Source organism: Comamonas sp. AG1104 (assembly GCF_003350425.1).
Classification (GTDB): domain Bacteria; phylum Pseudomonadota; class Gammaproteobacteria; order Burkholderiales; family Burkholderiaceae_C; genus Comamonas; species Comamonas testosteroni.
On record NZ_QQAS01000002.1, the window covers coordinates 117,429 to 141,063 of the forward strand.

Here is a 23,635-nt window from a genome sequence, read left to right on the forward strand (position 1 = left end):
ATGAATGCACTGACCAAAAGCGGAGCCTTTGAGCTGTCTGTGGAAGGAATGACCTGCGCTTCCTGCGTGGGCCGGGTGGAGCGGGCGCTCAAGAAAGTACCAGGTGTGCAGGAGGCCGTGGTCAATCTGGCCACGGAGAAAGCCAGCCTCACCGTGGCCGATCCGGCGCAGGCTGCGGCCATCCTGCCTCAGGCCGTGGCGGCGATTGAAAAAGCAGGCTACGCGGTGCCCGCGCAAAGCGTGGACTTGCAGGTGGGCGGCATGACCTGTGCGTCCTGTGTGGGCCGCGTGGAGCGTGCGCTCAAGAAAGTGCCCGGTGTCCAGAACGCCGTGGTGAATCTTGCGACCGAGCGTGCCAGCGTGCAACTGCAGGGCAGCGTGGATGTGAGCAGCTTGATTGCGGCGATCGAAAAGGCCGGCTATGAAGCGCAACCCGTGCAGCACGACGCTGCTGCCACTGGCGAGGACGCCGCAGCTCAGCGCCAGGCGCAGGAGCGCGAGTCGCTCAAGCGTTCGCTGATCTTTGCGACCGTGTTCGCACTGCCTGTGTTTGTGCTGGAAATGGGCGGTCACATGGTGCCGGCCTTCCATCACTGGATTGCGGGCAGCATCGGCACCCAGAACAGCTGGTACATCCAGTTCGTGCTGACGGCCGTGGTGCTGTTCGGGCCGGGTCGGCGCTTTTTCGAGAAGGGCGTGCCCGCGCTGCTGCGCGCAGCGCCCGATATGAATTCGCTGGTCGCGGTGGGCACCTCGGCGGCATTCGCCTATTCGGTGGTCGCGACCTTTGTGCCGCAATGGCTGCCCGCAGGCACGGTGAATGTGTACTTCGAAGCCGCGGCCGTCATCGTCGCGCTGATCTTGCTGGGCCGCTTTCTGGAGGCGCGTGCCAAGGGCAATACCTCGGAGGCCATTCGCCGCCTGGTGCAGCTGCAGGCCAAGACTGCGCGCGTGCGCAAGGGCGGCGTGGTGCAGGAAATCGACATTGCCCAGGTGCGTGCCGGCGATGTGATCGAAGTGCGCCCCGGCGAGCGCATTCCCGTCGATGGTCTGGTCATCGAAGGCCACAGCTTTGTCGACGAATCCATGATCAGCGGCGAGCCCGTGCCGGTCGAGAAGGCCGAGGGCGCCGAAGTGGTGGGAGGCACGGTCAATCAGAATGGCGCGCTGGCTTTCAGCGCTACAAAGGTCGGGGCAGACACGCTGCTGGCGCAGATCATCCGCATGGTGGAGCAGGCCCAGGGCAGCAAGCTGCCGATCCAGGCGCTGGTGGACAAGATCACCATGTGGTTTGTGCCGGCCGTCATGGCTGCGGCCCTGCTGACCTTTGTGGTCTGGCTGATCTGGGGTCCCGATCCCGCGCTGAGCTTTGCCCTGGTCAATGCGGTGGCCGTGCTGATCATTGCCTGCCCCTGTGCCATGGGGCTGGCCACGCCGACTTCCATCATGGTGGGAACCGGCCGCGCCGCGCAAATGGGAGTGTTGCTGCGCAAGGGCGAGGCACTGCAGCAGCTCAAGGATGCCAGGGTAGTGGCTGTGGACAAGACCGGCACGCTGACCCGTGGTCGCCCCGAGCTCACCGATCTGGTGCTGGCCGAGGGGTTTGAACGTGCCGTCGTTCTGGCGCAGGTAGCCGCCGTGGAAGACCGCAGCGAGCACCCGATTGCGCGCGCCATTGTCGATGCTGCCAAGTCGGAGGGACTGGAGATTCCATCCATCAGCGACTTCGCATCGGTGACCGGTTTCGGCGTGCGTGCCGTTGTGCTGGGCGACCAGGTGGAGATTGGTGCCGACCGCTTCATGCGCGAACTTGGCCTGAGCGTTGACGGCTTTGCGGCCGAGGCCGAGCGCCTGGGCAGCGAAGGCAAGACGCCTCTGTATGCCGCCATCGGCGGCAAGGTGGCGGCGATGATTGCCGTGGCCGATCCCATCAAGCCCACCACCAAGCCGGCGATCGATGCCTTGCATGCGCTGGGCCTGAAGGTGGCCATGATTACCGGCGACAACCGCCACACGGCCGAGGCGATTGCCAGACAGCTGGGCATTGACGAGGTGGTGGCCGAGGTCCTGCCGGGCGGCAAGGTCGAAACCGTAAAGCGTCTCAAGGCCGAGCATGGGACTCTGGCCTATGTGGGCGACGGTATCAATGATGCGCCGGCCCTGGCCGAGGCCGATGTGGGCATTGCCATCGGCACGGGCACCGATATCGCGATCGAGGCTGCCGATGTGGTGCTGATGTCGGGTGACCTCTCGGGAGTGTCGAATGCGATTGCGCTGTCCAAGGCCACGATGAAGAACATTGGCGAGAACCTGTTCTGGGCCTTCGCCTACAACGTGGCGCTGATACCGGTGGCGGCGGGTCTGCTCTACCCGTTCAACGGCATGCTGCTGTCGCCCGTGTTTGCCGCTGGGGCCATGGCGCTGTCCAGCGTCTTCGTGCTCTCCAACGCGCTGCGGCTCAAGCGCTTCAAGCCCGTCCTCTGAAAGCAGGGCATGGGGTGGGCGCCGGAAGATGTTCCGGCGCTTGCCCCGCATCCGGGGTTATGGCTTGGGCAGTTGCGGTACATCCACAAAATCGTCGAGGCTCAGGCCTTTTTCCTGCAGCAGGGCTTCGAGCACGGGCTTGAGCCGGCCCAGGCTGGCTTCCACGGTTTCGCGCACGGTATCGACCACCACCTGGGTGCTGCGCTCAATCTCTATATTGACCAGATCGCCGACCTTCTTGTCGCCGAACACCGTCATGCGCAGGGTTTCGGGAATCAGCCAGACCTCGAACCAGCCCTCCTTGCGATTCACCTCGGCCACCGTCAGGCTGGCGCCGTTGACGGCGATATAGCCCTTGGCAAACACATAGGGGCGGAAGGCCTCGGGAATGCCGAAGCGGATCTTGTGGTTGGTCTCGGTCTGCATCACCTCCAGCAGCGGCGCCGTGAAGTCCACATGACCCGACAGCGGGTGGCCGCCAATCTCGGCACCATCCCTGGCGGCGCGCTCCACATTGAGCGTGTCGCCGGCCTTGTAGCTGCCCAGCGTGGTGATGTTCAGGCTTTGCAGCATCACATCAAAGCTGGCGCTGGTGGGCGAGAGGTTCTCGGTCACCGTCAGGCAGACACCGTCGTGCGAGACGCTGGCACCAATGGCCAGGTCCTGGCAGAAGCCTTCGGGGAACTCCATGATGAAGGTGCGCAGGCCGTCTTGGTCGCGCAGCGCGGCAATCTTTGCCACGGCCTGAATGATGCCGGTAAACACGGGGCAGACTCTCTTATCAACAGGCGGACGCCGGGCGCCGACCTTGGGTCAAAAAAGCTATTTTGCCTGTTTGCCCCTTAACCCGACCAACGTCTAGGCGAAGGCCGGCCGGCCTTCCCAGAAGCCGCTGATCAGCGCCTCGGGCTTTTTCAGCGCACGCACCCAGGCGCAGTCGGGCCAGGCCTGCATCTGCACATTCATGCCGGCAAACACGCCATAGCCCGGGCCGGCCGCGATTTCGCCATCAGCCTGCAGGGTCTCGCCGCTGCGGATGCTGCAGGCCGCGCGGATATCGCCCTGGGCCTTGATGCCCCAGCCGGCCTGGATATGGTTGCCGCACAGAATGCCGTCGTTGCCGGCAATGCCATGACCTACATCGAGCAGACCCTGCACCTCGATGGCGCCGCCTGCCTTCAGGCCCTTGCCGCAGTGCATATCGCCTTGCACCTGCACTTCCTGGCCGATATGGGCATTGCCCTTGAGCTTCACATGGCCGCCGACGCTCAGCTCCCAGCCGCAGCGCAGGTCTTCGGCGCGCAGCTCGCCTTCGACTTCCACGCTCCAGGCCGCCTTGATGCTGCCGCCGGCCTGCAGCAGCTCAGCCGCGAAGATGGCGCCGCCGCATTGAATCTCTTCGCCCGCTTCGAGCTTGCCGGCGCGTATGCCGCCGCCCGCCTGCAGGCTGCGGCCCACCAGCAACTGGCCGGTGACGCGCACATCGCCGTGCACGATCAGGGTGCCGGCATAGACGAAGTTGTCGGCCTCCAGGTGCTCGAGCTCCAGCACGCTGTTGGTGGAGCCGAAGTTCTCCAGCAGCCAGCGCGCATCTTCCACGCGGCCTGCGGCCACCTGGGTGTCCATGGCGGCCTGGTAGTCGCCACCGGCTAGGTTGTTGCGCACAAACCAGCGATAACCCATGGCACAGGGATTTTTGCCGCGCAAGAAATTTTGAGTGAGTTCCATGTCCATGGCTGACCTCCTGATCGTCCTTTGAGCAAGATGCGGTGCGCGTGACGGTACGGACGCCTTAGACGTGGACGTACCTCTCCCAGGCACCTGGGAAATGCTGTTTGGGAAGGCCGTGCGGAGGATGTGAGCTGTGTGCTTCAAGCCATCCGCACGGCGGCGGAAAGCATGGCCGTGACACCGCTCAGGCTCACGAATGCGGTGGGAATGCCATGGCGGCGGGTGTGCAGCGCACGCAGCACGCAGGCACGCGCGGGCAGCGCTGCGGCAAGGGCAGAGCGGCGCAGGCGGGCGGCGGTGGACAGGTGCAGGCAGGCCATGGTGTGGGGCATGAAAGAAGCGCCAATTATGCCGCGCGGCCCGGTCTGATGCAGATGACCCCCTGCTTGTCCGTTATTTCATGGCGCTGTGCATGGCCTGGCACAGGCGCTCCACGGCCTGCGCGATCTGCGGCACCTCGGGCGCGGCAAACGACATGCGCAGCGTGTGCAGGTCGGGGTCGGCCGGATAGAAGGCCTTGCCTGGCACATAGACCACGCCCTGGGCCACGGCGGCGTCGAAGAGCTTTTGCGGGTCGATGCGGCGGTCCAGCTCGGCCCAGACGAACATGCCGCCCGCGGGACGCGAGCAGCGTATGCCGCTGTCGGGTGCCGCGTTCAAGCCCTGGACCAGGGCCTGCATGCGGCGCTGGTATTCCTGACGTGCGCGCTGAACGGTGGCCGGGTAGCGCCCGCTGGCCAGGTAGCAGGCGGCGACCGACTGCGTCAGCGGCGAGGTGCACAGATCGGCGGTCTGCTTGGCCACCGTGCAGCGGCGCAGCAGCGGCGCGTCGGCCAGCATCCAGCCCACGCGCAGCGCGGGGGCCACGGTCTTGGACAGGCTGGACAGATAGACGACGGGGTTGGAGCCGCCTGCAGCCAGCCGCTCGCCCGCGGTGCGCACGGTGCCGGGCATGGCCTGGGGGACACCGCCGGGCTCGTCAAAGCGCAGCTCGCCATAGGGATCGTCCTCGACCACCCAGAAGCCGTGCTGCCTGGCCAGTTGCACCAGAGCCTCGCGGCGCTCGGCCGCTAGCAGCGTGCCGCGCGGGTTGGAGAAATTCGGCACGGTGTAGAGCAGCTTGGGGCGCTGGTCTGCGGGCAGTGCGGCCAGCAGATCGGCCAGGGCTTCTGTCTGCAGGCCTTGCTCGTCCATGGGAATGGGCAGGATGCGCGCCTGCGCCAGACGCAGGGCCTGCAGCGTGGCGGGATAGGCAGGCACCTCGACCAGCACCGTGTCGCCGGGCTCGACGAGCACGCGCACCAGCAGGTCAAAGGCCTGCTGCGATCCTGTGGTCACGAGGATGTCGGCGGCCGTCGCCTGCATGCCGCGCTCGCGCGCCTGCTGCGCCAGGGCTTCGCGCAGCTCGCTCAGGCCTTCGGTGGCGCCGTATTGCAGCGCGCCCGGGCCCTGGGCCATGGCCTGCTGGGCGGCCTGGGCCAGGCCCTCGGCATCGAAGAGGCTGGGCGATGGATAGCCGCCTGCCAGAGAGATCATGCCGGGGCGCGAGAGATAGGGAAACAGCTCGCGTATCGGCGACCCGGCAGGCTCGGCAAACACGGCGGCAAAGGGGGCCAGTGCACTGTCCTGACTCATGCCGCAACTCCCGACAGCAGCGCGAGAACCTGGGCCCTGGATTGCTGCTCGGAGGCCTCGTACAAGGCGATTTCGTCATGCACGCTTGCGCCCAGTGCGCCCTCGAAGACCTGCTGTGCGGCATGGGCCTGGTATTGCTTTTGTTCCTCGCCGCCGAGGTTGGACTGGAAGATGCCGGCTGCGCTCACGGGCAGGAAATCCTCATAGGTAATCGGCTCGGCCTGCACCAGACCCTTGTCGATCAGCGCTTCCAGGTCTGCCTCGGCAGCGCCCCGGGGCAACTGAGCCTGAGCCTGTTCGGACAGACGGTAGCGGTAGAAAGCCAGGCCCTGGCGGCGCAGTTGCTCGTGCGTGTCGGGAAACTGCGTGAAGACCTGTTGCAGGCGGTGTGCATAGTCGGGCGCGGCGCTGCCCGCGCTGTCGATGCCGCGCACCAGACCCAGCAGCTCGTCGTACAGGGCGCGGCCCTTGCGTGTCAGCGCGACGCCGCGCTGCTCGATCTCGCCAAAGCGGGCCGTATGGGCGCCGGCACTGTCCGCATTGGCATTGGCATCGGCATCGGTAAAGCGCACGGCCTCCTTGAGCGCCTTGAAGCTGGTCTGGCGCAGCAAGATAGGGCAGGCGCGCTGTGGCGGGCCTTCGACCACGTCCTTGGCATCCATGCCGCGCGTGGGCATATCGGCCTGGGCCAGGTCGATGTCCAGCGTGCGTGGCGTCAGATGGTTGATGTGCGGGCCCTTGAAGCACACCACATCGGCCACCAGGCGGTGGGCTTTCTGCAGGGCGTTGTAGGTGGCGGCGTCCACGGTGGCATCGCTGTGCCAGCGGAAGGTCTCCAGGGCCTGCTGCACAAAGGTGTCGGCGTCGCCGCTGTCCAGGCCGCCATCGCGCTCGGCCTGGGCAATGAGCTCCAGCGCGCGCGGCGTGAAGATGCGACGGCGCTGGAGGATCTCGGCGGCCTGCGCGCGCAGCGCCTCATCGGCAATCAGCTCCAGGCGCAGCAGCGAGGTGAAGACGCGAAACGGGTTGGCCAGCAGCGCCTCGTCGTGCACGGGGCGGAAGGCCGTGGAGTGCACGGGAACACCGGCCACCGAGAGGTCGTAATAACCCACGGGCTCCATGCCCATCACGGCGAACAGGCGGCGCAGCGTGGCCAGTTCCTCGGCCGAGCCCACGCGGATGGCGCCATGGCGCTCCACATCCAGGCGCTCAAGCTCGCCGCTTTTGCTCATGCGCTGGCGCAGCTCGGGATCGGCCTGCAGCGCCACGGCGTTGACATCGGCCACCAGGTCGATCAGCGTGCCGTACTGCGGCACTTCCTTGCGGTACATCTCGGACATGGCGCGCGAGAAGCGCGTGCGGATCTCGTTGGAGGAGACAAATCGGGCAGCGGTGGAGGAGGCGTGGGGCGTGGCGCTCATGACAAAACAGAAGGGTCTTGGGGTCGTGGGATGGCCGCGCCGCTGGCGTGGCCGCAGGAATATGCAGGATGTTGTGCGTCGCCATGACTTTGGTCAAACGATAATCACGCCTTCAGGTCATACATAAATGGAATGAACCTGCTGACGGCCCCCATTTACCAGTTCCTTCTATGCAGCTATCCCGTCGCTTTCTGCCCCCCATGTCCCTGCTCTGCGCCTTCGAGGCCTCGGCGCGGCACCAGAGCTTTACCGCGGCGGCTGCCGAGCTGCATCTGACGCAAAGCGCCGTCAGCCGCCAGATCCGTGCGCTGGAGGAGCGGCTGGGTACCGAGCTGTTCGTGCGCGAGCGCCAGACCGTGCGCCTGAGCGCTGCGGGTCAGGCCTATGCGCAGGAGATACGCGCAGCCCTGGCGCGCATCTCCAATGCCACGCTGGGCTTTCGCACTAACCCGCAGGGCGGCAGCCTGAACCTGGCCATCCTGCCGACCTTCGGCACGCGCTGGCTGGCGCCGCGGCTGCCGCAGTTCTTCAGCGCCCATCCGGGCATCACCATCAACCTGACAACGCGGCTGTCGCAGTTCGATTTCCAGCTCGAGGCCGTGGATGCGGCCATTCATTTCGGCTTGCCGAACTGGCCGGGCGCGGAGCTGGAGTTCCTCATGAGCGAGACCGTGGTGCCGGCCTGCAGCCCCGATGTGGCGGCCCGCCATGGCTTTGCCCGGCCCGAGGATCTGCTGCGCGCACCCCTGCTGCATCTGGCTTCGCGTCCCGACGCCTGGCAGCGCTGGTTCGGCAGCCAGGGCTGCCAGGGCGGCGATATGCAGGGCATGCTGTTCGACCAGTTCGCCACGGCGGCGCAGGCGGCGATTGCCGGCGTGGGCGTGGCGCTGCTGCCCAAGTTTCTGATCCAGCGCGAGCTGCAGACCGGCGATCTGGTCCAGGCCCTGCCGCAGCTGCCAGAGGTGGAAAGCGCCGAACGCTACTACCTGGCCTGGCCGACCAGCCGCTCGGCCTATCCGCCGCTGCAGGCTTTCCAGGGCTGGCTCAAGCAGGTCGCCCAGGAGTTTGCCTGTTCTGCGCAGCTGGAATGAAAAAAGGAGCTGCCAGCGCAGCTCCTTCAATGGATTCAGCTATGAATATGTCTGAAATGCTTGCTTGGAAAGCGTAACAAGCTATCAATAAAGCAGGACTCCAGGCGCAGTCTAGCGGTCGCTTCAGCTGTTGTAGGCTTCCAGCGGCTTGTCGTTGGGCGCTTGCAGCAGTTGCTTGAGCGTCTCGCTCATGGGCAGGTTCAGCGGCATCTCCTTGGGCGGAATGGGCTGCATAAACCATTTGTCGTAGATCTTCGCCACTTCGCCGGACTTCATCATGCGCACCAGGGCATCGTCCACGGCCTTCTTGAAGCCGGGATCGTCCTTGCGCATCAGCAGCGCGATGGGCTCCGATCCCAGCGCCTCGCCCACGATCTTGTAACCCTTGGGGTCCTTGGAGTTGGCGATCACGCCGGCCAGCAGATTGTCGTCAAGCACAAAAGCGTCAGCGCGGCCGGACTCCAGCATCAGAAAGCTCTCGAAATGGTCCTTGCCCAGCTGGGTCGGCAGCTTCACATTGTTGTCATGGCTGTATTTGCGCAGCAGCTGCACGGCGGTGGTGCCTGCCGAAGCAGCCACGGTCTTGCCGTCCAGCTGCTTGAACGAGGTCACGGGCGAGTCCGCACGCACGGCCATGCGCACCTGGCTGACATAGGTGGTGACGGCAAACGAGACCTGCTTTTGGCGGCTGAGGTTGTTGGTGGTGGGGCCGCAGCCCAGATCCACCGTGCCGTTCTGCACCAGCGGCATGGTGTTCTGCGCGGTGATGGCCATGTATTCGATCTTGGCGCTGGGCGCGATCTGGGCCAGCACCTTCTCGCACAACTCCACGTGGTAGCCGGTGAAGCGGTGGTTGGCGCCTATGGCATAGGCCATGGGGGCCGAGCTTTCGCGCACGCCTATGACCACCTTGCCGGTCTTTTGCAGCTTCTCCAGCGTGCTGCCAGGGGCGGTCTGGGCATGGACGCCGGAGGCGGCCATGGCGGCTACAAGGGCGGTACATGCCAGCGTTATGTTCGCGGTCATCAGGCGCATGGGGGAAGTCTCCTCGGGAAGTGGGCGTCTCGAAAACGCAATGCAGTTGTTGTGCGGTCGTCCATGGTGCCGCGCATTGCCTGCAGCCCATGAATTGGCAAGGCCCGATTCCGGGGCTGCCTGTTTGTCAAGATACTGCATCAACTATCGGGCAAATAGCGGCCGCTTCATAACGATGAAACGGAAGAAGGTCATGCTTGCGGCGTATGACCCTGCAGCGCGCTTCCAGGCGCGGCAGCCGGTGCGGCAAAGCCATAGCGGGAGGGCAGATCGGGCTTTTTGGGTAATATCTGCGCCTGTTGCACAGGCCCGCGCGCATCGTTTGCGGCGCGTCCAGCCTTGTGCCGCCAGGGCCGGTCGTGTCGCTGCCGCCTGGTCCGGCTCCGTTTTCGGTTCGCGCAGCGCAGCTCGCAAGGGCGCCACAGAATGACTCTGCATGCGTGAACCCGTTTTGAGACAGACTCCATGACTGCCAATACCCCCCCCTCATTCCTGAGCCGCATCGCCATCGCGATCGGCAGTTTCTTTGCCATTCTCGGTAACGGTCGCCTGGCTGCTGACGTGACCCGTGTGCGCGCCGGTGAGGCTTTTGCCGCCGACGTCGCCCCCAGGGAAGTGCGCGTGGAAGTGCCGGTCGAGAAGATCGTCGAGGTTCGCGTCGAAGTGCCGGTCGAAAAAATCGTGGAAAAGACCGTTGAGGTTTCGGTCGAAAAACGCGTCGAGGTTCCGGTCGAGAAGCTGATCGAAAAAACCGTCGAGGTGGAAAAGCTCGTCGCCACCGACAGCGCCGCCCTGCAACTGCTGGGCCTGATGCAGCGCGAGGCCCGTTTTGTGGACTTCATTCAGGAAGATGTCGCGCCCTATACCGATGCCGAGATCGGCGCGGCTGCGCGCGTGGTGCATGAAGGCTGCCGCAAGGTGCTGCGCGAGCATTTCACGCTCTCCCCCGTGTGCAGCGAAGCCGAAGGCTCGCGCATTACGTTGCAGGCCGGTTTTGACGCTGCTGCCGTGCGACTGACGGGCAATGTGGTCGGCCAGCCGCCGTTTACCGGCACGCTGTCCCACCGCGGCTGGCTGGTGACGGAGGTCAAGCTCCCCCAGCTCACCGACATTCAGGCCGCCAAGGTCATCGCCCAGGCCGAAGTGGAGCTGTAAACCATGAATATGTTTGCTTCCATCGCCGCATCGGGTGCGGCCGCCCAGGCCGCGCCCGTGGCTGACTCCGTGGCTGCTGTCGCTCAGCCGCAAAGCGCTGCTGGCCAGGCCGATGCTCCATCTGCCGGCGCTAGCTACAGCATCGGCATCGATCTGGGCACCACCCACTGCGCGCTGTCCTATGTGAACAAGATCGCCAGCGATGGCGAGAAGGTGGTGCAGGGCGTGCTGGACATTCCCCAGCTCACGGCTCCCGGCAGTGTCGAGGCCAGGCCCCTGCTGCCGTCCTTTCTCTATCTGCCGCACGAGAGCGAACTGACCGAAGCCGAGCGCAGTCTGCCCGGCGCGCCCGGCGACTTCATCACCGGCGAATTCGCCCGCAGCCGTGGCGCGGCCACGCCCATCCGTCTGGTCAGCAGCGCCAAGAGCTGGCTCTGCCACCCCGGCGTCGATCGCCGCGCCGGCATTCTCCCCGCGGATGCACCGGAGGAAGTCAGCCGCATTTCGCCGCTGACTGCCTCCACCCGTTATCTCGAGCATCTGCGCCGCGCCTGGGAGCAGGCCCACCCCGAGGCCCCGTTTGACCAGCAGGACATTACCGTCACCATCCCGGCATCGTTCGACCCCGCTGCGCGCGAGCTGACGGCCGAGGCCTGCAAGGCCGCGGGCTTTGCCAGGCTGGCGCTGCTCGAAGAACCTCAGGCCGCGCTGTACAGCTGGATCCAGGCCAGCGGCGGCCAGTGGCGCAAGCAGGTCAAGCATGGCGACATCATCCTCGTCGTGGACGTGGGCGGCGGCACCACCGACCTCTCGCTGATCGCCGTGCTGGAGCGCGAAGGCAATCTGGAGCTGCAGCGCATTGCCGTGGGCGAGCACATTTTGCTGGGCGGCGACAACATGGATCTGGCCCTGGCCTATGGCGTGGCGCGCAAGCTGGCGGCCGAGGGCAAGCAGCTCGATGCCTGGCAAACCCGGGCGCTGGCCCATGGCTGCCGCGCAGCCAAGGAGCAATTGCTGGCCGACGCCAATCTGCAGGCTGTGCCTGTGGTTGTGCCCAGCCGAGGCAGCAAGCTCATCGGTGGCAGTATCCGCACCGAAGTCACGCGTGACGAAGTTCTGGCCATGCTGGTCGAGGGCTTTTTCCCCAAGGTGGCCGTCAGCGACAAGCCCAAGACCCGTGCGCGCGGCGCGCTCACGCAGCTGGGCCTGCCCTATGCGCAGGATGCGGCCGTCACGCGCCATCTGGCGGCCTTTCTGAGCCGCCAGGTCAATGCGCTGGCCGAGATTGACGGTCTGAACGGTGAGCAGATCGAAGGCTCGACCTTTCTGCACCCCACGGCCATTTTGTTCAACGGCGGCGTGCTCAAGGCACCCCAGATCGAGCAGCGCATTCTGGAAGTCATCAACGGCTGGCTGGATGACGAGGCCTGCGAGCCTGCGCGACTGCTGGACGGTGCCAACCTCGATCTGGCCGTGGCGCGCGGTGCGGCCTATTACGGCCATATCGCCACCAGCGGCCGCGGCGTGCGCATTCGCGGCGGCACGGCCCAGTCCTACTACGTGGGCGTGGAGAGCAATATGCCCGCCATCCCAGGCATGGAGCCGCCCCTGTCCGCTCTGTGTCTGGCACCGTTCGGCATGGAAGAGGGCACCGAAATCGCGCTGCCTGACGAAGAGTTCGGCCTGGTCGTGGGCGAGCCCGTGCGTCTGCGCTTCTTCGGCTCGTCCGTGCGCCGCGCCGATCAGGTCGGCACCATGCTGGACTTCTGGTCGCCCGAAGAGCTGGTGGAGCTGCAGGAGATCGAGCTGAATCTGCCCGCCGCCGGCCGTGCGGCCGGCGAGGTGGTGCCCGTGACCCTGGAGGCGCGCGTGACCGATATCGGCACCCTGGAGCTCAATGCCGTGCCCGTGGGTGGAAGCGAGCGCTGGAAGGTGGAATTCGATGTGCGCGCGGAAACCTCAGCGGAGGCTGCCGAGTAAGGCCGCTGAGTTGCTTGACGGCGAAAGCCCGCTGGCCGATTGGTTGGCGGGCTTTTTTTTGTTCTGGACACGACTTGCGCAGAACGGGTTCAGGCAAGGCGACTGCTTTTGCAGGCAGGCCCTTGTTGCATTCTTGTTTGCGTAAGTCCCACCGGGGTTTGCGGTTGCATGTCTGCTCGTGATCAAAGCATGTCGCCCAAGCAAGCCAGTGGCAGAAGCGATCTGATGCAGGGACTTCAAGCCAGATCTGCCTCTGGATCAATCACGGAAAGCGTGATCAGCTCATTTTTTGAGGAAGCAGGGCGCGCGCCACGCCCACCAGCAACATGGCACGCGCCCGCCGCTCAAGCAGAGGTCTAGAACGCGTGGCGCAGACCGATGCTCAGGCTGCTGGCATCCTGCCCGTAGCCCACGCCACCCTTGAAGTTATAGCCATAGGCCACGCCGGATCCGTTGTCGATACGCGTGTAGGCGGCATAGAGCTTGGTGCGTTTGCTCAGGTGGTGGTTGTAGCCAAGAATCCACTGGCGCGCGCTGCTGCCGGGCACATGGCTCCATCGGCTCGCCCAGCCATAACCCAGGGCAAGCTCCGAAGCACCGGCCCGGTAGGCCGCAGTCACGCGCGCAGCGTCACGCGTGCCGCAACCGGCACCGCCATTGCTGCACAGCGAGCCCGAGCCGTTGTCCGAGCGCTGGTAGTAGGCACCGACCTGCAGCGCATTCCAGATGTAGTGGCCGCGCAGGGCAAACTGCTTGTCGTCACCCAGCTGGGTAAAGCCCGCACCCAGGGCCAACGGGCCGCGTTCCCAGTTGGCATAGAGGTCGTAGCCGTTCTTCTGCACGGCGCCTGTCGTCTTTTCGTGTAGCGATGCCTGAGCTTCCAAGGTCAGTCCGGCCATCACAGGGCTGCGGTAGGCGATCTTGTTGGTGTTGCGCATCACGTAGTCGTAGAGCGCATCGGCGATAGAGCCGGTGTCGTGGTTGGGCTCATCCAGCGCACCATAGTCGGCAATGCCGAAATAGGTGGCAGCACCAAAACGGCCCAGACGCAGCTTGCCCAGACTGCCAGAGAGGTTGACTTCGCTCTGGCGCTGAAAGGCCAGGGCGCCGGTGCTGCCGGTACCGGCGCCGGTATCGGATTCGAAGCCGGATTCGAGCTGGAAGCCGGCCTTGAGGCCGCCGCCCAGGTCTTCGCTGCCCACAAAGCCAAAGCGCGAGTTGTTGTTGAAGAGCCCGGTCAGGCTGCTGCCTCCGACCTTCTGATGCTCGACCGAGGTATTGAGACGGCCATAGATCTGCACGCTGCTTTGTGCGAGCGCGACGGAAGCTCCGGCGGTGGCCAGAGCGGCGAGGAGGACACGAGACACAGTTGTTGTTTTGACTGGCATGTAGCGACTAGCCTTCGATCTTTGCTATGAAACTTGCGCGAACCTGCGCGCTTGTTACAAGGCAAATCCCGTGCCAGCCACCGTGCACTGCTTTGGACAGTTGTTGTCGCGGCAGCAGCTCATCCCGGCAGGCGGTTCGGGCATCCGGCTCTTGTTACGATCGGCGACACAGTTTTACGTGTCCTCGCCTCATCCCATGCATCCATCTCGCCCCACCTACGCCGTCGGCATTGACCTGGGCACCAGCCACACGGTCGTGGCAAGCGTTGCGCTGGACGGTGCGACTGGCGATATCGCACTGCTCGATATTCCGCAGCGCAACACGGCTGGCGAGGTCGTGGCTCAGTCTCTGCTGCCTTCGGTGCGTTATCAGGCTGCAAAGGGCGAGCTGGGCGAGGCCTGGCAGCAGCCCTGGCCGCCGCAGGGCGCGGATGAAGCGGCGCCTGCCGTCATAGGCCGCTGGGCGCGAGATCTGGGGGCTGCCGTGCCGGGACGGCTGGTGGCCAGTGCCAAAAGCTGGCTCTCGCACACCGGCGTGGATCGCACGGCCGCCATCCTGCCCTGGGGGGCTGGCGAGGACGTGGCCAAGGTATCGCCGCTGGCGGCGTCGAGCTCCTACCTGGCCCATGTGAGAGCAGCATGGGACAAAGCCCATCCCGAAGCGCCACTGCACCAGCAAAGCGTGGTGCTGACGGTACCAGCTTCGTTCGACGAAGGTGCACGTGCGCTGACGCTGGAGGCCGCGCAGATGGCGGGTCTGCCGCGCGTGCAGCTACTGGAGGAGCCCAAGGCCGCGTTTCACGACTGGCTGGTGCTGCAGGGCAATGAGCTGGCCGCGCAACTGGCGGACAGCCGGCTGGTGCTGGTGGTGGACGTGGGCGGGGGAACTACCGATCTGACGCTGATTCGCGTGGATGCATCGGCTGACGGCAGCCTGCCCACGCTGACGCGTACGGCCGTCGGCGAGCACCTGATGCTGGGCGGCGACAACATGGATTTGGCGCTGGCTCACCAACTCGAATCTGCATTTGCTGGCGAAGGGCAGAAGCTCCCTGCACAGCGCTTTGCCCAACTGGTCCAGCGCTGCCGCATGGCCAAGGAGCAGTTGCTGGCGCAGAACGCCCCAGAGCAGATCGGCATCACCTTGCTGGGGGGCGGCAGCAAACTGCTGGCCGCTACCCAAAGCGTCACGCTGACCCGCGAGCAGGTGCGGCAGTCGGTGGTCGACGGCTTTTTGCCGGTTGTGCAGATGAGCGATATGCCCGCCAGGCGGCAGGGCGCGCTGCGCGGCTTTGGTCTGCCCTATCCGGCCGATGCGGCCATCAGTCGTCATCTGGCGCATTTTCTTGCCCAGCATGCAAGTGAAGGTTTGCCCGATACCGTGCTGCTCAACGGCGGCGTGTTCCATGCCCATGCCATGGTGCAGCGTCTGACGCAATTGCTTGACCGGTGGCGCGGCAGCCCGGTGCGCGTGCTGCACAACCCGCACCCGGACTGGGCCGTGGCGCGCGGTGCTGCGGCCTACGGACTGGCCCGCCATCAGGCAGAGCTGGCGGTGGCGCAGATTGCTGCGCCCAATCAGCCGGCAGCACGCGCCGGGCAAGCGTCGGCAGCGATCAAGCCCATGGTGCCGCGCATTGGCGGCGGTTCGGCGCGCAGCTACTGGCTGCTGCTGCCGGGCAAGAGGGGCGAGGCTCCGCAAGGCCTGTGCCTGCTGCCGCGTGGCACGGAAGAGGGCGTGCGCATGGTGCTCTCTGGCCGGCGTTTTGCGCTCAAGCTGGGCCAGGCCGTGCGCTTCAATTTGCTGGCCAACAGCCAGAGCCACGCGCCCGTGCAGGCCGGACAGATTGCACCCTTGACCGGCGATGGCTGGGTAGAGCTGCCGCCACTGGCCACCGTTCTGCCAGCGCCCGAAGGCAGCTCTGCGGCCCAGGTCGAGGTGCAACTGCAAGCCTGCATGAGCGAGGTCGGCACGCTGGAAGTGCGCTGCGTCGCCGTGCAGGATGCGGGCCAGTCCTGGCTGCTGCCCTTTGCTGTACGCGGTGCTTCGGCTTCGGAGCCCATAGCTGGCAGTGCGGGTGGGCAAAGCGCTGAAGGCCAAAAACAGTCTGATTCTTTGGCAGCCAGGCTGCCCGAAGCCGTGTCACTGTTGGACCGTATCTTCGGCACGCAGGCGCAGGAGGTGACGGCCCGGGAAGTGCGCCAGCTGCGCCAGTCGCTCGAGAGAGTCCTCGGCCCGCGCGAGGGCTGGGAGCTGGACCTGCTGCGTGCCTTGTTCGATGCACTGCTGGCCCGTTCCAGGCGCCGCCGCCGCACGGCCGACCACGAGCGCGTCTGGTTCAACCTTGCCGGCTGGTGTCTGCGTCCCGGCGTGGGGGCGCAGCTCGATGGCTGGCGCATAGACCAGGTCTGGGCCCTGTATGGCCAGGGCCTGGGTCATGCCAAAGAGGCTGCCAACTGGACGGAGTGGTGGGTGTTCTGGCGCCGCGTGGCTGCGGGTCTGAACGAGGCCCGGCAGATGGAGCTGCTCGAAGACGTGGCCGCTCAGATGCAAAAAGCCGTGCAGCAGAATACGCGCGGCAAATCCAGCCATGGCAGCTATGACGACATGCTGCGCCTGTTCGCGGCCATGGAGGCAGTGCCCTGGCAGTACCGCCAGGAAATGGGGCAGTGGATGCTGCAGCGTCTCAGGCGCGAGGATGAAACCGTGCAGACCTGGTGGGCCATAGGCCGCCTGGCGGCACGCCAATCGCTGGCCGCCAACGCCCATCTGGTGATGCCGCCCGAGGCGGCGCTGGAGTTCCTGAACGCCACGTTGGCCCAGGACTGGCGCAAGAACGAAACCGCGATGTTTGCTGCCGTGCAGATGGCCCGCATGACGGGCGACCGCGCGCGCGACCTGCCCGATGCCATCAGAGCGCAGGTGCTGGAGAAGATGCGCAGCAGCGGTGCGCCTGAGCGCTGGCTGATTATGGTCGAGCAGGTGGTGCAGATGGAAGCCGAGGACCAGAAGCGCAGCCTGGGCGACAGCCTGCCGCCGGGTCTGGTGCTGCTGTGACGAGGCCGTGCCGCCGCAGCCAGGCTTGGAGTCACTGCATTTGCAGGAGGCAGCCCCTGCCAAACACGATGGCCGAACAGTGAGTGCTGTTCAGGCCGCCCCGCGAGCGATGCAAGAATGGTCTGTTGCATGGACGGCAGGCCAGCATGGAGGGCTGGCAGCATCCATGTCCACCACCACAGGAAATGATTGCCATGAAGTTTGAAGAAGCTGCGCGCACCGAGATGGCGCGAAACGCTATGTCTATCTCTGCAAACCAACGCCGCCCGCTACTGCTGGCGGCGGTGGCTGCCGTGGTGGCGGCTCCTCTGACGCAAACATTGGCGCAGGGCGGTAACTGGCCTGCCAAGCCGATTACTTTTGTCGTGCCCCAGGCACCGGGCGGTGCCAACGATGTGATTGCGCGAGCCGTGGCGCAGGGGCTGGAGAATTCGCTGGGCCAACCTGTCATCGTGGAAAACCGCGCCGGTGCCAACGGCAATCTGGGCACGGGCCAAGTGGCGCGCAGCGCGGCCGACGGCTACACCTTTCTCGTGACGGCGCAAAGCGCCTACACCATCAATCCGGCGCTTTATTCCAGGGTGCCGTTCGATCCCATCAAGGATTTCACCCCCGTAATGCAGCTGGCCGTCGCGCCTTATCTGCTGGTGGTGAACCCGAACTTTCCGGCCAAAAATCTGGACGAGCTGGTGGCCTACGCCAAGGCGCATCCGGGCAAGGTGGAATACGCTTCTGCCGGCAACGGCACGCTCAACCATCTGCTGGGCGAGATGCTGAAGAAGCAGAAGAACGTGAGCCTGCTGCATGTGCCTTACAAGGGGGCGTCGGCTGCCGCCACCGATGTGGTGGCCGGCCAGTTGCCGGTGACCTTTGGCAGCTTTCCCGGCGTGATGCCTTTTGTCAGCAGCGGCAAGCTGCGCGTGCTGGGCGTGGCGTCAGACAGGCCGACCTCGCTGGCGCCCGAGATACCCGTGCTGGGCAAGGGCCTGGCCGTGACCAGCTGGTACGGCTTGTTCGCACCGGCCGGTACGCCGCAGCCGGTGGTGGACAAGCTCTATCAGGCCGTGAAGACGGTGCTGGCCAGGCCCGAGATGGCCGAGCGCCTCAAGACTCTGGGCGCCGAGCGCGTGGAGTCCACGCCGCAAAGCTTCAAGGCCATGCTGCCGGCCGAGCTGGCGTACTGGAAGCAGGTGGTCAAGGACTCCGGCGCGCATATCGACTAAAGGGGACGCAGCTTGTTGATACATCTGGCCGCTGCCGGGCCCTTTCGTCGCTCACGGGCGGGGTTGACCCTGCTCATTGCGGTGGTCATTGCCATCGGGCTGGCCTCGCGCCGGGGCTACATACCCTTTCCCGCCGTGCTGGGCAACTATCCGGGCGATGCGCTCTGGGCCTGGGTGGTGCTGCTGTGCGTGGCCTGGCTGCGGCCGGCCATCACGCGCGGCAAGCTCATGGCATGGTCACTGGTCATCGCCTTTGCCATCGAGTTCCTGCAGCTCTATCAGGCCCCCTGGATGCAGGCCCTGCGTGCCAACAAGCTGGCCTATCTGGTGCTGGGCAACGGCTTCGACCCCCTGGATCTGCTGGCCTATGTCGTGGGAATCGGTGTGGGCGTCATGGTGGACTGGTTCTGGGAGAGGCGGCAGCGTCGCCTTGCCTGAGATGGCATGAAATGTGCTGATCGTCCATGGCATCAACATGACGACAAGCACTACCCCATGAAAACGCCTCTGCACTATCTGGTGGCTGCAAGGCAAAGCGAGATTGCCGAGCTGGAGCAGATCAGCCGCGCCAGCAGCCTGGTGGCGAGCATGTCCGAGCTCGTCCATGCGCTGCAGAAAGAGCGCGGGCTCTCGAATATCTTTCTGGTCAGCGGCGGAGCACAGGCGCAGCAGAGCCTGCTCGACCATGGCCTTCATGTGGACCGGGTCATGGAGCGGGTCTGCCTTGCGCTTGAAGAGCTGGGCGCGCGGGCGCCGGGCGCGCATGGCGCTCGCTTGTTCAATGCGATCGCCAATGCGCTGCAAGGCTTTGAAGCCCTGCCGCTGCTGCGCCGCCGGCGCGATGCGCTGCAGCTCAGTGCCGAGGATTGCACACAGGCACTGATCCGCATGATTGCGGCCTGCCTGACCGTGGTGTTCGAGGCGGCGGACAGCGCTTGCGATCCCGATATCGCGAAATTGCTGGTGGCGCTGTTTCATTTCATGCAGGGCAAGGAGCTGGCGGGCCAGGAGCGCGCCACGGGAGTTGCGGCGTTTACCGCAGGGGTCGGCAGGACGGAGCGTCAGCGCCATTGGCTGCATCTGATCGAGTCGCAGGAGCGCTGCTTTCAGGTGTTTGCGGATTTCGCAAGCCCCTCGGGGATGGAGCGCTGGCAGCAGCAATGCGGGGCCTGCCCCGATATGACGGTGATCGAGCGGCTGCGTCGTATGGGTTGCACGGCCGGTGACGGCCTGCCGCTGGACCGCGGCCTGAGCGCACCCTGGTTCGAAGCCTGCTCCAGCCGGCTCGATGCCATGCACCAGATTGAGGCATTCCTGGCCGAGGAGCTGCAGACCCAGTGTCTGCGCAAGCTGGAGCAGGCCGGTGCGGCGCTGAGCCAGCAACTGGCGCTGCTGGAGATGCAGCCGCAGCCCGGGACTCGCGCCGAAGCGGCTGCGGCCTTTCTGGGGGGCACGCAGTCAACTGCCTCCTTGCCTGCCGAGGGTGCGTACGGGTTGCAGCTCGAGAAAAGCATCGTCTTGCTGGTGCAGGAGCAATCCATGCGGCTGCAGGACATGCAGACCGAAATCGACAAGGCACGTGCCACGCTCAAGGAGCGCAAGACCATAGAGCGGGCCAAGGGCGTGCTCATGAACTACCGCCAGCTCAGCGAGGGCGATGCCTACAAGCTGATCCGCCAGACGGCCATGAACCAGAACCGGCGCATGCTGGATGTGGCCGAAGCGATTCTGGCCACGGTGGACCTGCTGCCGGGCAGCACCAATTCATAGCGCTTGGCAGCTCGGTGTTTGTTGCGCTGCACCAAATATGGGCCAAAACCGGAAGCGCAAAGCATGCTCCGCCTCTGATCAAGGTCTGGCATGGTTTGTGCATGACTGTTGATGTCAAGCAGACCAAAGGCGGTCGCGCTTAAAGCGTTATTACGAGTGACCTGGGACAACGGCGTCCTTTTCTCCTCACACCCGAGGAGGGAAGGGCGCCTTTTTGTTTTCCGGATCGCCTTCACCACGATTCTTGATGGAGTTTTCTCATGAGCCAGCGCCTTCCTTCGTCTACTGCTCCTGCTCCCGAGCCCGTATCTGCCGGTGGCCGGCGTGAGTTTCTGCGCGTGGCCGGCGCTGCCGCCCTCTATGGCACGCTGGGCCACCATGGCGCCTGGGCCGCAGGCTCCGACGCGCCGGAGAAGAAAGAGGTCAAGATCGGCTTCATCCCGCTGACCGATTGCGCCAGCGTGGTCATGGCCTCTGTGCTGGGCTTCGATCAGAAGTACGGCGTGAAGATCGTTCTCAGCAAGGAGGCGAGCTGGGCCGGCGTGCGCGACAAGCTGGTCAACGGCGAGCTGGACTTCGCCCATGTGCTCTACGGCCTGGTCTACGGCCTGCACCTGGGCGTGGGTGGCCCCAAGAAGGACATGGCCGTGCTCATGGGGCTGAACAACAACGGCCAGGCGATCACGCTGTCCAAGGCCCTTGCCGACAAGGGCGCGGTCGACGGAGCCAGTCTGGCCAAGGTCATGGCCAGGGAAAAGCGCGAATACACCTTCGCCGGCACCTTCCCCACTGGCACCCACGCCATGTGGATGCATTACTGGCTGGCGGCTGCGGGTATCAACCCTTTATCCGAGGCCAAGCTGATCACCGTGCCGCCGCCCCAGATGGTGGCCAATATGCGCGTGGGCAATATGGATGGCTTCTGTGTGGGCGAACCCTGGAACCATCGCGCCATCATGGATGGCATCGGCATTACGGCCAACACCACACAGGACATCTGGAAGGATCACCCCGAGAAGGTGCTGGGCGCCACGGGCGAGTTCGCGCAGAAAAATCCCAACACGTGCCGCGCCGTGATGATGGCGATTCTGGAGGCCGGCCGCTGGATCGACGCCAGCCTGCAGAACAAGACGAAGATGGCCGAAACCGTGGCCCAGAAGTCCTATATCAATACCAGTGTGGACGCCATCAACCAGCGCATTCTGGGCCGCTACCAGAATGGCCTGGGCAAGACCTGGGACGACCCCAACCACATGAAGTTCTTCAACGACGGTGCCGTGAACTTCCCCTATCTGTCGGACGGCATGTGGTTCCTCACCCAGCACAAGCGCTGGGGTCTGCTCAAGGCCCATCCCGACTATCTGGCCGTGGCCAAGCAGATCAACCGCATCGACCTCTACCAGCAGGCGGCAAGCCAGCTCAAGGTCAGCGTGCCCAAGGATGTACTGCGCACCAGCAAGCTGATTGACGGCGTGGTGTGGGACGGCAAGAACCCTGCCCAGTATGCCGACAGCTTCAAGATCAAGGCCTGAGGCCGCCACCCGACAGGAGAACCACCATGGTCAGTGCCGTACTTCACTCACCGCTCGAACTCGATCCCCCGCACGATCCGCAACTGGCAGCCCAGGCGGCCAATGATGCGCTGCTCGAAACTTCAAAAGAGATAGCTGCTGGCGCACAACTTGTAAAGGCTGAAGTGCAAAAAGATATCAAACCCAAAGCGATAGTCACGGCTCCGGTTGTGGTGGCACCCGGCCGCTTGCGCCAATGGGCTGAACAGCTATTTGGTCAGGCTCTGCCGCCGCTGCTGGGGCTGGCGCTGCTGGTCGGGCTGTGGTCGCTGGTCTCTAGCAGCACCGGCAAGAGCATTCCGACCCCGGCCGAGACCTGGGAGCAGGCCTTGCAGGTGTTCAGCGATCCCTTCTACCGCAACGGCCCCAATGACCAGGGCGTGGGCTGGAACGTGCTGTCCTCGCTGCAGCGCGTGGCCCTGGGTTTCGGTCTGGCGGCGCTGGTCGGCATTCCTTTGGGCTTCGTGATCGGGCGCTTCAGCTTTCTGTCGCGCATGTTCAACCCCTTGATCAGCCTGCTGCGTCCGGTGTCGCCGCTGGCCTGGCTGCCGATCGGCCTGCTGGTGTTCAAGGGCGCCAATCCGGCAGCCATCTGGACCATCTTCATCTGCTCGATATGGCCCATGGTCATCAACACCGCCGTGGGCGTGCAGCGTGTGCCCCAGGACTATATGAATGTGGCGCGCGTGCTCAATCTGTCGGAGTGGAAGATCGCCACCACCATTCTGTTTCCTGCCGTGCTGCCCTATATGCTGACCGGCGTGCGCCTGGCCGTGGGCACGGCCTGGCTGGTGATCGTGGCCGCCGAGATGCTGACGGGCGGCGTGGGCATAGGCTTCTGGGTCTGGGACGAATGGAACAACCTCAACGTCAAGAACATCATCATCGCCATCTTCGTGATCGGCATCGTGGGCCTGGTGCTGGAGTGGGCCCTGGTCAAGCTGGCTTCGGCCTTTACGTTTGAAGAGGTGAAGACTTAACCCACCCCTGAGCCGCGCCCTCGGGCGCGTCACCCCCTCAAGGGGGCACCACCGATGGCTCGGCAAAGCCGGCGCCACGGTGGCCTCGGAAAAAAGCAAGGAGTACCTCATGCATACATCTCTCAGCACCAAGTACATCGAGATCCACGGGGTGGAGCAGACCTTCAAGACCGCCAAGGGTCTGTTTCCCGCACTGCGCGACATCAACCTGAACATTGCCAAGGGCGAGTTCGTCAGTCTCATCGGGCATTCGGGCTGCGGCAAGTCGACGCTGCTCAATCTGATTGCCGGCCTGACCATTCCCTCGGGCGGTGCATTGCTGTGCGCCAACAAGGAAATCAAGGGCCCCGGCCCCGAGCGTGCGGTGGTCTTCCAGAATCATTCGCTGCTGCCCTGGCTGAGCTGCTGGGGCAATGTGCACCTGGCCGTGGAGCGTGTCTTCGGCAAGCGCGAAAGCAAGGCACAGCTGGCGCAGCGCACCGATGCGGCGCTGGCCATGGTGGGCCTCAGTCATGCGGCGCAAAAGCGCCCTGGCGAAATCTCGGGCGGCATGAAGCAGCGCGTGGGCATTGCCCGCGCCCTGTCCATGGAGCCCCAGGTGCTGCTCATGGACGAGCCCTTCGGCGCTCTCGACGCCCTGACGCGTGCCAAGCTGCAGGACGAGTTGCTGGAGATCGTGGCACGCACCCAGAGCACCGTGGTCATGGTCACGCACGATGTGGACGAGGCCGTGCTGCTGTCCGACAAGATCGTGATGATGACCAACGGTCCCGCTGCCACGATTGGCGAGGTGCTGCATGTAGAGCTGCCACGCCCGCGCAGCCGGGTGGAGCTGGCTGAGGATGCCCAGTATCAAAGCTACCGCAAGGCGGTGATCGACTTCCTCTACACGCGTCAGGGCCATGTGGAGAAGGCGGCCTGAGCCTTTTTGATTTCAAGCTGCATGGCGCCTTGGGGCGCCATGTTTGTTTTGCACAGCAATAAAGCGGCCATGCACAAAAGCAGTGCATGCAGCGGGATGGAATAGTCTCTGCAGGCTGAGAAAAGCTGGCACAGCAATTGCGTGTTGTTCAGCGTGGCCAAGGTGGGTCACCGGGGGATGGTGCAAGGCTG

At 64.8% G+C, this 23,635-nt stretch carries 19 protein-coding genes; 11 read left to right on the plus strand and 8 right to left on the minus strand.

The genetic code is table 11. The features are described 5' to 3' along the window. Window positions 1–2,484 carry a heavy metal translocating P-type ATPase gene (locus DFO48_RS05170; protein ID WP_114862771.1) on the plus strand — a complete coding sequence of 828 codons (2,484 nt, stop codon included), beginning with the start codon at window positions 1–3 and terminating at the stop codon, window positions 2,482–2,484. Between the two features lie 57 nt (window positions 2,485–2,541). Here DFO48_RS05170 and DFO48_RS05175 read toward each other — a convergent pair whose 3' ends face one another. The 5 genes from DFO48_RS05175 to DFO48_RS05195 all read right to left on the minus strand — a co-directional run bounded on the left by DFO48_RS05175 (window position 2,542) and on the right by DFO48_RS05195 (window position 7,271). Next, the gene (locus DFO48_RS05175) at window positions 2,542–3,249 is read right to left on the minus strand and encodes a riboflavin synthase (RefSeq protein ID WP_003074301.1); all 708 of its coding nucleotides are present in this window, start codon (window positions 3,247–3,249) and stop codon (window positions 2,542–2,544) included. 93 nt (window positions 3,250–3,342) lie between these two features. Then, window positions 3,343–4,218 (minus strand): hypothetical protein, encoded by an 876-nt coding sequence (locus DFO48_RS05180; protein ID WP_114862772.1) that lies wholly within the window; start codon window positions 4,216–4,218, stop codon window positions 3,343–3,345. A gap of 137 nt (window positions 4,219–4,355) precedes the next feature. Next, a complete protein-coding gene (locus DFO48_RS05185) occupies window positions 4,356–4,547 on the minus strand; it encodes a hypothetical protein (protein ID WP_233506332.1) in 192 nt (63 codons plus the stop codon). Between the two features lie 61 nt (window positions 4,548–4,608). Beyond that, on the minus strand, window positions 4,609–5,850 hold the full coding sequence (locus tag DFO48_RS05190; protein ID WP_114862773.1) for a PLP-dependent aminotransferase family protein: 1,242 nt from the start codon (window positions 5,848–5,850) through the stop codon (window positions 4,609–4,611). Further along, window positions 5,847–7,271 carry a VOC family protein gene (locus tag DFO48_RS05195; protein WP_003074294.1) on the minus strand — a complete coding sequence of 475 codons (1,425 nt, stop codon included), beginning with the start codon at window positions 7,269–7,271 and terminating at the stop codon, window positions 5,847–5,849. Before DFO48_RS05195 ends, DFO48_RS05190 begins: the two co-directional genes overlap by 4 nt. Before the next feature lie 170 nt (window positions 7,272–7,441). On the opposite strand from DFO48_RS05195, the gene DFO48_RS05200 reads away from it, so the two are divergent. Continuing rightward, window positions 7,442–8,362 carry a LysR family transcriptional regulator gene (locus DFO48_RS05200; protein ID WP_114862774.1) on the plus strand — a complete coding sequence of 307 codons (921 nt, stop codon included), beginning with the start codon at window positions 7,442–7,444 and terminating at the stop codon, window positions 8,360–8,362. A 123-nt stretch (window positions 8,363–8,485) separates the two neighbouring features. Here DFO48_RS05200 and DFO48_RS05205 read toward each other — a convergent pair whose 3' ends face one another. Beyond that, window positions 8,486–9,397, minus strand: a complete 912-nt coding sequence (locus tag DFO48_RS05205; RefSeq protein WP_003074290.1) for a transporter substrate-binding domain-containing protein — start codon at window positions 9,395–9,397, stop codon at window positions 8,486–8,488. 465 nt (window positions 9,398–9,862) lie between these two features. Between DFO48_RS05205 and DFO48_RS05210 the strand changes: the two genes are divergently transcribed. Then, window positions 9,863–10,552 carry a DUF2760 domain-containing protein gene (locus DFO48_RS05210; RefSeq protein ID WP_003074288.1) on the plus strand — a complete coding sequence of 230 codons (690 nt, stop codon included), beginning with the start codon at window positions 9,863–9,865 and terminating at the stop codon, window positions 10,550–10,552. 3 nt (window positions 10,553–10,555) lie between these two features. Next, a complete protein-coding gene (locus DFO48_RS05215) occupies window positions 10,556–12,532 on the plus strand; it encodes an Hsp70 family protein (protein ID WP_114862775.1) in 1,977 nt (658 codons plus the stop codon). 356 nt (window positions 12,533–12,888) lie between these two features. Here the strand turns inward: DFO48_RS05215 and DFO48_RS05220 are convergent, their stop codons facing one another. Then, a complete protein-coding gene (locus DFO48_RS05220) occupies window positions 12,889–13,920 on the minus strand; it encodes a porin (RefSeq protein ID WP_034348296.1) in 1,032 nt (343 codons plus the stop codon). Between the two features lie 196 nt (window positions 13,921–14,116). Here DFO48_RS05220 and DFO48_RS05225 point away from each other — a divergent pair, with 196 nt between their 5' ends. The 7 genes from DFO48_RS05225 to DFO48_RS05255 all read left to right on the plus strand — a co-directional run bounded on the left by DFO48_RS05225 (window position 14,117) and on the right by DFO48_RS05255 (window position 23,444). Next, window positions 14,117–16,978: an Hsp70 family protein gene (locus DFO48_RS05225; RefSeq protein ID WP_114862776.1), complete on the plus strand. Its 2,862-nt coding sequence runs from the start codon at window positions 14,117–14,119 to the stop codon at window positions 16,976–16,978. A 194-nt stretch (window positions 16,979–17,172) separates the two neighbouring features. Then, window positions 17,173–18,201, plus strand: coding sequence for a tripartite tricarboxylate transporter substrate binding protein (locus DFO48_RS05230; protein WP_114863102.1), 1,029 nt, complete (start codon window positions 17,173–17,175; stop codon window positions 18,199–18,201). A gap of 12 nt (window positions 18,202–18,213) precedes the next feature. Beyond that, a complete protein-coding gene (locus DFO48_RS05235) occupies window positions 18,214–18,639 on the plus strand; it encodes a DUF2809 domain-containing protein (RefSeq protein WP_114862777.1) in 426 nt (141 codons plus the stop codon). Window positions 18,640–18,696: 57 nt separating this feature from the next. Continuing rightward, entirely contained in the window at window positions 18,697–19,971 is a 1,275-nt protein-coding gene (locus DFO48_RS05240; RefSeq protein ID WP_114862778.1) for a nitrate regulatory protein, read from the plus strand. Between the two features lie 260 nt (window positions 19,972–20,231). Continuing rightward, window positions 20,232–21,503, plus strand: coding sequence for a CmpA/NrtA family ABC transporter substrate-binding protein (locus DFO48_RS05245; RefSeq protein WP_114862779.1), 1,272 nt, complete (start codon window positions 20,232–20,234; stop codon window positions 21,501–21,503). Between the two features lie 26 nt (window positions 21,504–21,529). Next, window positions 21,530–22,522 carry a nitrate ABC transporter permease gene (gene ntrB, locus DFO48_RS05250; RefSeq protein WP_114862780.1) on the plus strand — a complete coding sequence of 331 codons (993 nt, stop codon included), beginning with the start codon at window positions 21,530–21,532 and terminating at the stop codon, window positions 22,520–22,522. Between the two features lie 109 nt (window positions 22,523–22,631). Beyond that, window positions 22,632–23,444 carry an ABC transporter ATP-binding protein gene (locus DFO48_RS05255; RefSeq protein WP_003074273.1) on the plus strand — a complete coding sequence of 271 codons (813 nt, stop codon included), beginning with the start codon at window positions 22,632–22,634 and terminating at the stop codon, window positions 23,442–23,444. On the opposite strand, the gene DFO48_RS05260 is transcribed toward DFO48_RS05255, so the two are convergent. Beyond that, window positions 23,417–23,605, minus strand: coding sequence for a hypothetical protein (locus DFO48_RS05260; RefSeq protein ID WP_034348293.1), 189 nt, complete (start codon window positions 23,603–23,605; stop codon window positions 23,417–23,419). The two genes, DFO48_RS05255 and DFO48_RS05260, sit on opposite strands and share 28 nt — an antisense overlap. Window positions 23,606–23,635 lie beyond the last annotated feature (30 nt).

Excerpts from the sequence above, each read along its gene's own strand:
- DFO48_RS05170 (WP_114862771.1), top strand. The coding sequence starts at position 1 with ATGAATGCACTGACCAAAAGCGGAGCCTTTGAGCTGTCTGTGGAAGGA.
- DFO48_RS05180 (WP_114862772.1), bottom strand. The coding sequence starts at position 4,218 with ATGGACATGGAACTCACTCAAAATTTCTTGCGCGGCAAAAATCCCTGT.
- DFO48_RS05185 (WP_233506332.1), bottom strand. The coding sequence starts at position 4,547 with ATGCCCCACACCATGGCCTGCCTGCACCTGTCCACCGCCGCCCGCCTG.
- DFO48_RS05190 (WP_114862773.1), bottom strand. The coding sequence starts at position 5,850 with ATGAGTCAGGACAGTGCACTGGCCCCCTTTGCCGCCGTGTTTGCCGAG.
- DFO48_RS05195 (WP_003074294.1), bottom strand. The coding sequence starts at position 7,271 with ATGAGCGCCACGCCCCACGCCTCCTCCACCGCTGCCCGATTTGTCTCC.
- DFO48_RS05200 (WP_114862774.1), top strand. The coding sequence starts at position 7,442 with ATGCAGCTATCCCGTCGCTTTCTGCCCCCCATGTCCCTGCTCTGCGCC.
- DFO48_RS05205 (WP_003074290.1), bottom strand. The coding sequence starts at position 9,397 with ATGCGCCTGATGACCGCGAACATAACGCTGGCATGTACCGCCCTTGTA.
- DFO48_RS05210 (WP_003074288.1), top strand. The coding sequence starts at position 9,863 with ATGACTGCCAATACCCCCCCCTCATTCCTGAGCCGCATCGCCATCGCG.
- DFO48_RS05215 (WP_114862775.1), top strand. The coding sequence starts at position 10,556 with ATGAATATGTTTGCTTCCATCGCCGCATCGGGTGCGGCCGCCCAGGCC.
- DFO48_RS05220 (WP_034348296.1), bottom strand. The coding sequence starts at position 13,920 with ATGCCAGTCAAAACAACAACTGTGTCTCGTGTCCTCCTCGCCGCTCTG.
- DFO48_RS05225 (WP_114862776.1), top strand. The coding sequence starts at position 14,117 with ATGCATCCATCTCGCCCCACCTACGCCGTCGGCATTGACCTGGGCACC.
- DFO48_RS05230 (WP_114863102.1), top strand. The coding sequence starts at position 17,173 with ATGAAGTTTGAAGAAGCTGCGCGCACCGAGATGGCGCGAAACGCTATG.
- DFO48_RS05240 (WP_114862778.1), top strand. The coding sequence starts at position 18,697 with ATGAAAACGCCTCTGCACTATCTGGTGGCTGCAAGGCAAAGCGAGATT.
- DFO48_RS05245 (WP_114862779.1), top strand. The coding sequence starts at position 20,232 with ATGAGCCAGCGCCTTCCTTCGTCTACTGCTCCTGCTCCCGAGCCCGTA.
- ntrB (WP_114862780.1), top strand. The coding sequence starts at position 21,530 with ATGGTCAGTGCCGTACTTCACTCACCGCTCGAACTCGATCCCCCGCAC.
- DFO48_RS05255 (WP_003074273.1), top strand. The coding sequence starts at position 22,632 with ATGCATACATCTCTCAGCACCAAGTACATCGAGATCCACGGGGTGGAG.